This is a genomic window from Mycobacterium sp. P4_H6 (assembly GCF_056400845.1).
Genome location: NZ_JBFUKN010000132.1, coordinates 1 through 11862 on the forward strand (window position 1 = coordinate 1; position 11862 = coordinate 11862).

At 67.3% G+C, this 11862-nt stretch carries 10 protein-coding genes and 1 riboswitch; of the genes, 3 read left to right on the forward strand and 7 right to left on the reverse strand.

The annotated features are described in order from the left end of the window. Positions 1-34: 34 nt before the first annotated feature. The 3 genes from AC1DTF_RS30745 to AC1DTF_RS30755 are packed head-to-tail and all read right to left on the reverse strand — an operon-like array spanning position 35 to position 4858. On the reverse strand, positions 35-2653 hold the full coding sequence (locus AC1DTF_RS30745) for an FHA domain-containing protein (RefSeq protein ID WP_057166888.1): 2619 nt from the start codon (positions 2651-2653) through the stop codon (positions 35-37). Positions 2654-2710: 57 nt separating this feature from the next. Then, positions 2711-3634, reverse strand: coding sequence for a diphosphate--fructose-6-phosphate 1-phosphotransferase (locus AC1DTF_RS30750; protein WP_477476798.1), 924 nt, complete (start codon positions 3632-3634; stop codon positions 2711-2713). Then, a complete protein-coding gene (locus tag AC1DTF_RS30755) occupies positions 3635-4858 on the reverse strand; it encodes an NADH:flavin oxidoreductase (RefSeq protein ID WP_477476799.1) in 1224 nt (407 codons plus the stop codon). 28 nt (positions 4859-4886) lie between these two features. Between AC1DTF_RS30755 and AC1DTF_RS30760 the strand changes: the two genes are divergently transcribed. Both AC1DTF_RS30760 and AC1DTF_RS30765 read left to right on the forward strand, forming a co-directional pair. Then, the gene (locus AC1DTF_RS30760; RefSeq protein ID WP_477476804.1) at positions 4887-5729 is read left to right on the forward strand and encodes a bifunctional methylenetetrahydrofolate dehydrogenase/methenyltetrahydrofolate cyclohydrolase; all 843 of its coding nucleotides are present in this window, start codon (positions 4887-4889) and stop codon (positions 5727-5729) included. Between the two features lie 16 nt (positions 5730-5745). Next, the gene (locus AC1DTF_RS30765; RefSeq protein WP_477476800.1) at positions 5746-6039 is read left to right on the forward strand and encodes a DUF3017 domain-containing protein; all 294 of its coding nucleotides are present in this window, start codon (positions 5746-5748) and stop codon (positions 6037-6039) included. A gap of 1 nt (position 6040) precedes the next feature. Here the strand turns inward: AC1DTF_RS30765 and AC1DTF_RS30770 are convergent, their stop codons facing one another. The 4 genes from AC1DTF_RS30770 to AC1DTF_RS30785 form a co-directional block, all read right to left on the reverse strand. After that, on the reverse strand, positions 6041-6439 hold the full coding sequence (locus tag AC1DTF_RS30770) for a DUF4383 domain-containing protein (protein ID WP_442928714.1): 399 nt from the start codon (positions 6437-6439) through the stop codon (positions 6041-6043). Positions 6440-6583: 144 nt separating this feature from the next. Then, a complete protein-coding gene (locus AC1DTF_RS30775; protein ID WP_477476801.1) occupies positions 6584-7315 on the reverse strand; it encodes a class I SAM-dependent methyltransferase in 732 nt (243 codons plus the stop codon). Next, positions 7312-8442 carry a homoserine O-acetyltransferase MetX gene (gene metX, locus AC1DTF_RS30780; RefSeq protein ID WP_477476802.1) on the reverse strand — a complete coding sequence of 377 codons (1131 nt, stop codon included), beginning with the start codon at positions 8440-8442 and terminating at the stop codon, positions 7312-7314. The genes AC1DTF_RS30775 and metX overlap by 4 nt, the downstream gene beginning before the upstream one ends. Before the next feature lie 10 nt (positions 8443-8452). Next, positions 8453-9790, reverse strand: a complete 1338-nt coding sequence (locus tag AC1DTF_RS30785; protein ID WP_082614088.1) for a bifunctional o-acetylhomoserine/o-acetylserine sulfhydrylase — start codon at positions 9788-9790, stop codon at positions 8453-8455. A 42-nt stretch (positions 9791-9832) separates the two neighbouring features. Then, positions 9833-9952: riboswitch (SAM riboswitch) on the reverse strand. 264 nt (positions 9953-10216) lie between these two features. Here AC1DTF_RS30785 and AC1DTF_RS30790 point away from each other — a divergent pair. Beyond that, positions 10217-11862 (forward strand): NADP-dependent isocitrate dehydrogenase (locus AC1DTF_RS30790; RefSeq protein ID WP_477476803.1); only part of this gene is annotated, 1646 nt, incomplete at its 3' end.

Here is an 11862-nt window from a genome sequence, read left to right on the forward strand (position 1 = left end):
TGATTCCGACCAGAACTCCACAAATCGCGACGTACTAGCCCGCCTTGAGGCGAATCTTGAAGCGCACGAACGTCAGATAGCCCACGCTCAGCAGCGCCAGCATGCCCATGTCGAACCACCAGGCCGACGCGGTGTGCTCCCAATGCGAATCCTTGGGGGTCAGCGGTCCGGGCACCAGGTGGGTGATGTCCACCGTGGACGCCGACGCCGCATAACCCCAGCGCGCCGGGGTGAACCAGGACAGCTGATCGAGCACCAGCCGGTCGGTCACCGGGATCATGCCGCCGGAGAACACCAGCTGGCTCATCACGGCCACCACCAGCAGCGGCATGATCTGCTCACTGGACTTGGCCAGAGCCGACAGCAGCAGGCCGAGCATCGCGGAGGCGACGGTGGTCGCAGCCATCACCAGGAACAGCTCGGCCGTCGGCGGGAGGAACGACACCGCCCCCTGGGTGGGGCCACCCTTGCCCAGTACCGCGATCGTCGTGACGATCGCAGATTGAACGATCGCGAATGCGGCGTAGATGCAGACCTTGGCCAGCAGATAAGCCGTCGTCGACAACCCGACGGCCTGCTCACGCCGGAAGATGGCACGCTCGCCGATCAGGTCGCGGACCGTCAACGCGGTGCCCATGAAGATGGCGCCCACGTTGAGCAGCACCAGCATCTGGCCTGGCTCGTTGGGCGCATCGCCCATCGGGTTGGGAATGCCGAAGCCGACGTCGCCGGGCACCGAGAGCGACAGCACGCCCATGATGAACGGCAGCATCGCCAGGAATGCGAAGTAACCGCGATCGGAGATGATCAGCCGCATCTGGCGGCGCGCGATGGTGGAGAACTGCCGTCGCACACTCGTTTTCGCGGGCTTGCCGAGGTCGGCCGGCTCCTCGGAGGCCTCGGCCTGCGGTGGCGGGCCACTGCGCGACAGGTAGCGCTGATGCGAGGCATCGGGGTCGCCGGCGACCGAGGAGAAGATGTCGGCCCAGTTGGTGGTGCCCAGTTCCGGACCGATCTGGCTCGGCGGCCCGTAGAACGCGGTCTTGCCGCCCGGCGCCAGCAGCAGCACCTGATCGCAGACATCCAGGTAGGTCAGTGAGTGCGTCACCACCAGCACCACACGGCCGGCGTCGGCCAGCTGGCGCAGCATCGTCATCACCTGGCGGTCCAGCGCCGGGTCCAGACCCGAGGTGGGCTCGTCCAGGATCAGCAGCGACGGGCCGGTCAGCAGCTCGAGGGCCACCGAGGCCCGCTTGCGCTGACCGCCGGACAGCTTGTCCACCCGGGTCTCCAGGTGCTTGGTCATCTCGAGTTCCTCGAGGACCTGCAGGACCACCCGCTCGCGGTCCTCGTTGGTGGTATCCGGCGGCAGTCGCAGCTCCGCGGCGTACATCAGCGCCTGCTTGACCGTCAGCTGGCCATGCACCACATCGTCCTGGGGGACCATGCCGATTCGGGAACGCAGCGAGGCGTACTCGGCGTGGATGTCGTGGCCCTCGAAGGACACCCGGCCGTCGGTCGGATGCGTCAGGCCGGCGACCTGCTTGGCGAACGTCGACTTGCCGGCGCCCGAGGGGCCGATGACCGCGGTCAGGGTGCCCGGCCGCGCGTCGATCGAGATGTTGTTCAGCAGCGTCTTGTTGCCCTCGATGGTCCACGTCAGACCGCGGACCTCCAGGCCACCGGTGCGGGTGGCCGCCTGGGTCTCCGAACCGCGGACCAGCGTCCCGCCGGTGAACACCAGGTCGACGTTGCCGATGGTGACCACATCGCCCTCGCGCAGCAGCGCGTCGTCGACGCGGGCACCGTTGACGAAGGTGCCGTTGATGCTGCGGTTGTCCAGGATCTCGGTGCCACCCGGCCCCGAAACCAGGGTGGCGTGGTGCCGTGAGGCCAGGACGTCGGGGATGACGATGTCGTTGTCGGTGGCGCGACCGATCTTGATCCCGCCCGGGGGCACCTCGGGTGCCTTCCCGGGACGCAGGATCTTGAGCATGCTGGTCGCGAGATTGTTCTCCGAGGGACGCGGCACGGCGGTCGGCCCCATGGCGGTCTGCGACGGATCGGCCGGCGGGATGTAGGCGGGCTGGGGACGCGCAGCCGGCGGCGGGGCGTAGGACTGCGGCGCGCTGGGCTGATATCGCGCGCTTGGTTGAGAGTCTTGCCCGGTCGGCTGATACTGCTGCGGGCCGGACGGGTAACGCGGCTGGGCGGGGGCCCCACCGGTAGGCCAGGCGGGCGGGGCGGGCGGCATGGGCGCCTGGGTCGGCCAGGACGCGCTGGGCCGGGGACCGGTGGGTGTCGGCATGGCGGCCGCGGGCGGGGGACTGCCCACCGAGCCCTGATGGCGACCCACCTCGAACGCCAGTTGCGGGCCGTCCGGGTTACCGATGTTGAGGAGCTGGCCGTCGAGGATGTCGAGGGTCGGAACCCGCTGGCCATTGAGGTACATGCCGTTGAGGCTGCCGTTGTCGATGGCGATCCACCGGCCCTGATCGAAGCGCAGCACCAGGTGCGCGCGCGAGATCAACGGGTGGGCGATACGGACATCGGCACGTAGATCGCGGCCGACGACGACGTCGTTGCCTGCGGAGAAGGTGCGTGAGGACCCTTCGTATCGAACGGTCAGCGCGGGCGTTCCGGGGCGGCTCATCGGGAACAACTGTATCGGTTGGGTGCGATGGCGTGCTGCGCTGCGGTGGCCGTCGTGTCACTCGCCCTCGGTGACGACCGCATCGGCGAGTGCAGGCACGCTGTCTTCGGGGTAGCGGTCGTGCAGTTCCCACACGTCCCAGGTCTGCACACCCCAGAAGATCGCGAACAGTGCAATCAGCGCGATCTCGACACCCACGACGACGTACGGGAAACCGACCAACCAGAAGCCGATCGCAAGCAGCACGGCGAGGAGCATCAGGGTGGCGACCGTGGCGTAGAACTGCGCGCGGTGCGGGCGTTCCGCGGCCTTCGCGTAGCAGGCGTGGTAGACCGCGACCAGGATGATGGCCAGGAACATCGCGACGGCGGCGGTGATATGTGCGTACGCACGGGCCGGTGGCCAGAACAACAGCAGGCCACCGCCGACCACCGCCGCAAAAAGGACTTTTGGGAGTCCGGTCTCGATGGTGAGCAGCACGTTGGCCACCACCTTCCAGATACCGCGGACGCCGGATAGATCCGGGGTGGTGGCGGTGGGTGCGGACTGGGGCGGTCGCCACTTCTGCAGACCCAGGTAGAGCCCGGTCCCGACGGTCGCGCCGACGACCAAGGCGAAAATGTTGTTCGGGATGGCATCCAAAGGGTGTTCGACGGTCGGCAACCAGGCTTCGCAGACACCCTCGCTGCCGGTCGGGGCCAGCGCGACCACGAACGCCAGGAAGCCGGCGAAGTTGAGGAGGGCGTCCTCGCCGAGGCGGGTGCCCTTGTAGGCGATCAGGCAGATGCCCACCGCGCACAGCGCGGCGATGAACACCGCATGGGTGCGGGTGTAGAAGTATGCGCTGATCGAACCCTGCGGACAGCTGTGCTCCCAGGTCAGCGCCAGCGATACCAGCAAGAAGACCACCAGAGCCACCAGGCCGACCCGGACGTAGCGGTAGGTGACCGCAGCGTCTTCTCTGGTGTTCTGGGGATCCATTCAGATAGTCAATACGTCCGGAGCACCGGTGACCACGCAATGGGTATGGCTGTAGATCGTCGGCATGCATTTGTTGCAGTGCGTACACAGGGCCTTGACCGTGTGGGCGTCCCCGTCGGCCTTGATGCGGTTGATCAGGTCGGGTTCGGCCAGCAGCGCGCGGCCCATCGCGACGAAGTCGAACCCCTCGGCCATCGCCAGATCCATGGTCTCGCGGTTGGTGATGCCGCCCAGCAGGATCAGCGGCAGCGACAACTCCGCCCGGAACTGGCGGGCGTGCCGCAACAGATAGGCCTCCCGATAGGGGTACTCACGCAGGAACTTCTTGCCGGTCAGCCGCATGCCCCAGCTGATCGGCGGGGTGAACGCGCCGGCGAACTCCTTGAGCGGTGCGTCGCCGTGGAACAGGTACATCGGGTTGACCAGGGAGCTACCGGCCGTCAGCTCGATGGCGTCCAGCCCGCCGTCCTCCTCCAGCCATTTGGCGGTCTGCAGGGCCTCGTCGATCGGGATACCGCCACGCACCCCGTCGGTCATCGTCAGTTTCGCGGTGACCGCGATCTGCTTGGCGCCGTAGGTGTCGACGGCTTCACGCACCGCCCGCACCAGCCCACGCGCGACCTTCGCCCGGTTCTCCAGCGAGCCACCGAATTCGTCGGTGCGCCGGTTGAGCATCGGGCTGAGGAACGAACTGGCCAGATAGTTGTGCCCGAGGTGAATTTCCACGGCGTCGAAGCCGGCGTCGATCGCCAGCCGTGCGGCATTCGCGTGCGCCGCGGTGACCGCGCGGATGTCGTCGAGACCGGCCTTGCGGGCGAACCGCATCGACAGCGGATTGAAGAACCGCACCGGCGCCAGGGCCGGGGCCTTGTTGGTCTTGGCGTTGGCGACCGGGCCGGCATGACCGATCTGCGCGCTGATGGCCGCACCCTCGGCGTGCACCGCGTCGGTCAGTCTGCGCAGTCCGGGCACCGCCTCCGGTCGCATCCACAGTTGCCAGCCGTCTGTGCGCCCACCCGGGGTGACCGCACAGTAGGCGACGGTCGTCATGCCGACCCCGCCCGCGGCGGGAAGTTGGTGGAACTTGATCAGATCGTCGGTGACCAGCGCATTCGGCGTGGACGCCTCGAAGGTGGCGGCCTTGATGATGCGGTTGCGCAGCGTCACCGGACCGAGCTTGGCCGCGCCAAACACGTCGGTGAACACTTCTGCCTGCGTGTTCATACCGGGCGAGCCTGCCACAATGACCTACGTGGCAGCGACGACTTTGGATGGCAAATCCACCCGCGACGAAATTCTCGATGACCTCAAGGGACGGGTGGCCACGCTGACGGCGGCCGGCCGCACCCCCGGACTGGGCACCATCCTGGTCGGCGACGACCCGGGATCGCAGGCCTACGTGCGCGGCAAGCATGCCGACTGCGCGAAGGTGGGCATCAACTCGATCCGCCGCGACCTGCCCGCCGATATCAGCCAGGCCACCCTGGACGAGACGATCGACGAGCTCAACGCCAACCCCGAATGCACCGGCTACATCGTGCAGTTGCCGCTGCCCAAGCACCTGGACGAGAACGCCGCCCTGGAACGCATCGACCCGGACAAGGACGCCGACGGTCTGCACCCCACCAACCTGGGCCGGCTGGTGCTCGGCAAAGAAGCTCCGCTGCCCTGCACTCCGCGCGGCATCGTGCACCTGCTGCGTCGTTTCGAGGTCCCGATCGCCGGTGCGCACGTGGTCGTGATAGGCCGCGGAGTCACGGTCGGCCGCCCGCTCGGCCTGCTGCTGACCCGACGTTCGGAGAACGCGACAGTGACGTTGTGCCACACCGGAACCCGGGACCTTCCTGAGCTGACCCGGCAGGCCGACATCATCATCGCCGCCGTCGGCGTGCCGTACATGGTCACCGCAGACATGGTGAAACCCGGCGCTGCCGTCGTCGACGTGGGCGTCAGCCGGGTCGAGGGCAAGCTTACCGGCGATGTGGCGCCTGACGTGTGGGATGTCGCCGGACACGTGTCGCCGAACCCCGGCGGGGTGGGCCCGCTGACGCGGGCGTTCCTGCTGACCAACGTGGTGGAGCGTGCGGAGCGGTGATGGGCGCGAAGAGTCAATGGCGCTGAAGGGCTTCGCCCGCAAGGTCTTCGGCGGTCAATGGCCGATCCTGGTGGTCGGCGTGATCCTGCTCGCCGCGCTGGGTCTGGTGATCACCGGCTACTGGCGTCGCGGCGCGCTCGTCATCGGAATCGCCGTCGGTGTGGCGGCGGCGCTGCGGTTGGCGCTCTCCGACGATCGCGCGGGTCTGCTGGTGATTCGTTCCCGCACAATAGATTTCGCGACAACCGCGACCGTCAGTGCGACGATGCTCTATATCGCGTGGACCATCGACCCGTTGGGCACGTCCTGAATCAGGATTGATCGGGCTGTATCGCCAGGCGTCCCAGCAGCACGCCAGAGGCGATCATGGTGACGGCCAAGCCGAGATGCAGCCAGTTGTCGGCGGCATTGACCGGCACGAAGTTCAACGGACCGTGGTGATCGATCGCCATTCCGTAGAGCCACAGCACCGCATACACCGCGCCGCCCCAGAGCAGATACGCCTTGGCGGTGGCCGCGGAGCGGGCGAGCACCAGGCCGGCGACCCCGAACGCCAGATGGACCAGATTGTGCAGGATCGACACGGCGAACACTCCGAGCAGCAGCGCGCCGGAGTGGTGCCCGGCCCAGCTCAGTTCGTCGAAGTCACTGGTGATACCGGGGATGAAGCCCGCGACCCCGAACACCAGGAACACCGCCCCGACCACCATCGCGGCGATCTGCACCACGGGAGCCGTGCCCCCCGCCGCGGCGAGACGGTCTTGGTCACGCTTGGACATCGCGGGCCTCTCGTCGTTCACCGTCTACTACCCATTCGGCGGAACGAATATTCCGGTGCCGGCATGGCCGCCGGATCAGGACAGCGTCGCCCGGATCCCCACGGTGATGTAGGGCAGCGCCAGACCGGTGCTGTTGACCAGCGCGGGATGGGTGGCCAGCAGTTCGCGGACCTTCTCCAGGGTGCGGGCACGGACCTCGGTGGGTGAGGTGATGCAGTAGCTGCGGGAGGCCACCAGGTCGAGCAACGCCTTCGGGGTCAGGTAGCTCGTCCACTCCACCTGATGGCGTTCGACATCGGTGAACGGAGCGCTCAGTGTCACCTCATCGCCCAGCGGGTCGTGCTCCTGGCCGATGATGGTGCCCAGATCCTTGACCCAGCCCGACCGTTCGTCGCGGGTGTTCCACACCAGCCCGAGCCGCCCGCCCGGCCGCAGCACCCGGGCGATCTCCTGCGCGGCGCGCTGCGGGTCGAACCAGTGCCAGGCCTGGGCCACCAGCACGGAGTCAACACTGTTGTCCGGCAACGGAATGTCCTCGGCCGTGCCCAGCAGTGCGGGGGTCTCCGGCAGGGAGTCGCTCAGGACTTCGAGCATCTCCGGGATGGGGTCCACCGCCACCACGTCCAGGCCGCGCTCGACGAGCCGGACGGTCAGCTTGCCGGTCCCCGCTCCCAGGTCCAGCACCCGTTGCGCGTCGGTCGGCAACAGCCAGTCGATGGCCTCCGGCGGGTAGGACGGGCGCCCGCGTTCGTAGGCGGCGGCCTCCTCGCCGAAGGACAGCGATCCCTGCTTGTTCGACGCGCTCACCGGGACGCGATCTCCAGCGTCTGCCGGATCAGCGGAGCCACCGCCTCGGTCTCCACCAGGAACCCGTCGTGACCGTAGATCGAGTCGACCACCCGCAGGCCGTCACATCCGGGGAGCAGGTCGGCCAGTTCCTGCTGCTGGCGCAGCGGGTACAGCCGGTCGGAGGTGATGCCCCCGACGAGCACCGGCACCGGGCAGCCGGCCAGCGCGGCCTCCACGCCACCGCGATCACGGCCGACATCGTGGCTGCTCAGTGCGTCGGTGAGGGCGACGTAGGTGCCGGCGTCGAACCGGGACACCAGCTTGCCGCCCTGGTGTTCCAGGTAGCTCTGCACGGCGTAGCGGCCACCGTTGGTGGGGTCCTCGTCGCCCTGGGCCAGGTTTGCGAAGCGGGAGTCCAGCTCGGCCTCGCCGCGGTAGGTGAGGTGCGCCACGCGGCGCGCGATCTCCAGTCCGGCGGCCGGGCCGCGACCGGTGTCGTAGTAGTCGCCGCCGTTCCAGTCCGGGTCGGCCTTGATCGCGGCGACCTGGGTGCTCTGGGTGCCGATCTGATCGGCGGTGGCACGCGCGCCGACCGCCAGGATCAGCCCGGCGCGGACGGTGTCGGGGTGCCCGACGATCCACTCCAGTGCCCGCGCGCCACCCATCGAACCGCCGATCACCGCCGCCACCTGGGTGACCCCGAGGGCGGCCAGGGCGGCCAGATCGGCATTGACCTGATCGCGGATGGTGATCGCCGGGAACCTTGAGCCCCAAGGCTTTCCGTCCGGTGCGATCGAGCTGGGCCCGGTGGACCCACGGCACCCGCCCAAGGCGTTGGTGGCGACGGCGCACCAGCGGTCGGTGTCGATCGTCGCGCCGGGTCCGGCGACGCCGTCCCACCAGCCCGGTGTCGGATGGTCGGGGCCGGCCGGGCCGGTGATGTGCGAATCGCCGGTCAGTGCGTGCAGCACCATGACGACGTTGTCGCGTTCGGGGCTCAGTTCGCCCCAGCGTTGCACCGCGATCGATACCTCGTCGAGGACCACGCCGCTTTCCAGGGTCAGGGCGCCGATCTGGACGACCCCGATCTCACCTTCCGCGGGCAGAGTCGACGGCACGTCGCTCAGTATGTCGAAGATGGTCATGAGGCTGCGCTCACACCGACGCGACACTCTGGCCGGTACCGGCGAAGGCTTTCGCCGCGGCGAAACCCTGGTCCAGGTCCGCCAGGATGTCGTCGATCCCTTCGATCCCGACCGCGAGGCGCACCAGGCCGGGGGTGACCCCGGTGGTCGCCTGCTCCTCGGGCGTCAGCTGGGCGTGGGTGGTCGAGGCGGGGTGGATGACCAGCGAACGCACGTCCCCGATGTTGGCCACATGGCTGTGCAGGGTCAGCGCGTTGACGAAGGCCTTGCCGGCCTCGATGCCACCGGCCAGTTCGAAGGCCAGCACCGCGCCGGTGCCCTTGGGGGCGATCTTGCGGCCCAGTTCGTACCACGGTGAGGTGGGCAGTCCGGCGTAGTTCACCGAGGTCACCTCGTCGCGGCCGGTGAGGTACTCGGCGACCTTTACCGCGTTGGACACGTGCCGTTCAACGCGCAGGGACAGCGTCTCTAATCCCTGGGCGATGAGGAAGGCGTTGAACGGGGCGAGCGAACTGCCCAGGTCGCGCAGGAGCTGGACCCGGGCCTTGAGGGCGTAGGCGGGCGGGCCGAGCGCGGAGAACACCACACCGTGATAGCTCGGGTCCGGCTCGGTGAAACCGGGGTGACGGCCCTGGGTCCAGTCGAAGTTGCCGCTGTCGACGATGACGCCGGCGATGGCCGAGCCGTGCCCGCCCAGGTACTTGGTGGCCGAGTGCACCACGATGTCGGCGCCGTGCGCGATCGGCTGGATCAGGTACGGGGTCGCGATGGTGTTGTCGACGATCAGCGGGATGCCCTGTTCATGGGCGACGCCCGAGACGCCGGGGATGTCGAGGATGTCGATCTGGGGGTTCGAGATGGTCTCGGCGAAGAACGCCTTGGTGTTCGGCTGGATCGCTGACCGCCAGGACTCCAGGTCATCGGGGTTCTCGACGAAGCTGACCTCGATACCGAGCTTGGGCAGCGTGTAGTGGAACAGGTTGTAGGTGCCGCCGTAGAGCCGCGGGCTGGACACGATGTGGTCCCCGGCAGCGGCCAGGTTGAGGATCGCGAAGGTCTCGGCGGCCTGCCCGGAGGACAGGAACAGCGCCGCGACACCACCTTCGAGCGCGGCCAGGCGCTGCTCGATGACATCGGTGGTGGGGTTACCGATGCGGGTGTAGATGTTGCCGGTCTCCTCCAGGCCGAACAGCGCCGCGGCGTGCGCGGTGTTGTCGAACGTGTAGGACGTGGTCTGGTAGATCGGCAGTGCCCGGGCGTTGGTCGCCGTGTCCGGGGTCTGGCCGGCGTGCACCTGCTTGGTCTCGAAGGACCAACGGGCGGTGATGTCTTCTTCGGGGGTGCTCACGAGAAACGAACCTCCATCTATGTCTGGGGGCCCGTCAACACGGACCCGCGCTTGCCGGCAGTCGCCATTCGACTGCTCAACCTGGTCTTCACCCGGAGCACCCCACCGCGGTTGGAGGGTTGCCGGCCAGCAAGCCGGGGCTTGATGCTGGCGCTCATGACCGATACAAAGCCTAGCTCACGACGTTGACCCGATGCCACCTGGTTGTCGGAGGTGTCGCGCCGCCACAAAAAAGCTACTGGCCAGTAGTCAAAGCTGACCCGTCGCCGGTTCGTCGGCCCTTGTAGTGTTGCCGGTGAGGGCAGCCGGGAACCGTCGTGACAGCGGTTGCGGGCGGCCCGCTGGTGCGAGAGCGCCTCTGCTCAATCAATCACGGCAGAAACGACTTTCGCTGCATCTGATCCGACAGTGACGCCGGGAGTACACATGAGCGCCGAGCAGCCGACCATCATCTACACGTTGACCGACGAAGCACCGCTGTTGGCCACCTACGCCTTCCTGCCGATCATCCGGACCTTCGCCGACGCCGCCGGGATCGATGTCAAGACCAGTGACATCTCCGTGGCGGCGCGCATCCTCGCCGAGTTCAGTGACCGACTGACCGACGAGCAGAAGGTGCCGGACAACCTCGCCGCCCTCGGCGAGCTGACCCAGGACCCGGCCGCCAACATCATCAAGCTGCCCAACATCAGTGCCTCGGTGCCCCAGTTGCTGGCGGCCATCAAGGAACTCAAGGAAAAGGGTTACGACCTCCCGGACTTCCCCGGCGACCCGAAGTCCGACGAAGAGAAGAAGATCAAGGAGCGGTACTCCAAGATCCTGGGTAGCGCGGTCAACCCGGTGCTGCGCGAGGGCAACTCCGACCGGCGCGCCCCCAATGCGGTCAAGGAGTACGCCCGCAAGCACCCGCACAGCATGGGCAAGTGGTCGCAGGCGTCGCGCACCCACGTGGCGACCATGAAGACCGGCGATTTCTACCACGGCGAGAAGTCGCTGACGGTGGACAAGGACCGCAGGGTCAAGCTGGTGCTGGAGACCTCGGCGGGCGAGACCGTGCTCAAGCCCGAGGTGAAGCTCGACGCCGGCGATGTCATCGACAGCATGTACATGAGCCGCAAGGCCCTCATCGAGTTCTACGAGGAGCAGATCGAGGACGCCTACAAGACGGGCGTGATGTTCTCGCTGCACGTCAAGGCGACCATGATGAAGGTCAGCCACCCCATCGTGTTCGGTCACGCGGTCAAGGTGTTCTACAAGGACGCTTTTGCCAAGCACGAGAAGCTGTTCGACGAGCTGGGCGTCAACGTCAACAACGGTCTGTCGGATCTGTACAGCAAGATCGAATCGCTGCCCGCCTCACAGCGTGAAGAGATCATCAACGATCTGCACGCCTGCCACGAGCACCRGCCCGAACTCGCCATGGTCGACTCCGCGAAGGGCATCTCCAACTTCCATTCGCCGTCCGACGTCATCGTGGATGCGTCGATGCCGGCGATGATCCGGCTCGGCGGCAAGATGTACGGCGCCGACGGCCGCACCAAGGACACCAAGGCGGTCAACCCGGAGTCGACCTTCTCCCGCATCTACCAGGAGATGATCAACTTCTGTAAGACGCACGGGAACTTCGATCCCACCACCATGGGCACCGTGCCGAACGTCGGTCTGATGGCGCAGAAGGCCGAGGAGTACGGCAGCCACGACAAGACCTTTGAGATCGCCGAGGCGGGTGTGGCCAAGATCGTCGACGCCGATTCCGGTGAGGTTCTGCTCTCGCAGGAGGTCGAAGAGGGCGATATCTGGCGCATGCCGATCGTCAAGGACGCCGCGATCCGCGACTGGGTGAAGCTTGCGGTCAATCGCGCCCGGCTGTCCGGTATGACGACGGTGTTCTGGCTCGACGACGAGCGTCCGCACGAGAACGAGCTGCGCAAGAAGGTCAAGGAGTACCTCAAGGACGAGGACACCGAGGGCCTGGACATCACCATCCTTCCGCAGGTGTGGGCCATGCGCTACACGCTGGAGCGGGTGATCCGCGGGCAGGACACCATCGCGGCGACCGGCAACATCCTGCG

Coding starts and splice junctions, on each gene's coding strand:
- AC1DTF_RS30745 (WP_057166888.1), bottom strand. CDS start 2,653: ATGAGCCGCCCCGGAACGCCCGCGCTGACCGTTCGATACGAAGGGTCC.
- AC1DTF_RS30750 (WP_477476798.1), bottom strand. CDS start 3,634: ATGGATCCCCAGAACACCAGAGAAGACGCTGCGGTCACCTACCGCTAC.
- AC1DTF_RS30755 (WP_477476799.1), bottom strand. CDS start 4,858: ATGAACACGCAGGCAGAAGTGTTCACCGACGTGTTTGGCGCGGCCAAG.
- AC1DTF_RS30765 (WP_477476800.1), top strand. CDS start 5,746: ATGGCGCTGAAGGGCTTCGCCCGCAAGGTCTTCGGCGGTCAATGGCCG.
- AC1DTF_RS30770 (WP_442928714.1), bottom strand. CDS start 6,439: ATGGTGGTCGGGGCGGTGTTCCTGGTGTTCGGGGTCGCGGGCTTCATC.
- metX (WP_477476802.1), bottom strand. CDS start 8,442: ATGACCATCTTCGACATACTGAGCGACGTGCCGTCGACTCTGCCCGCG.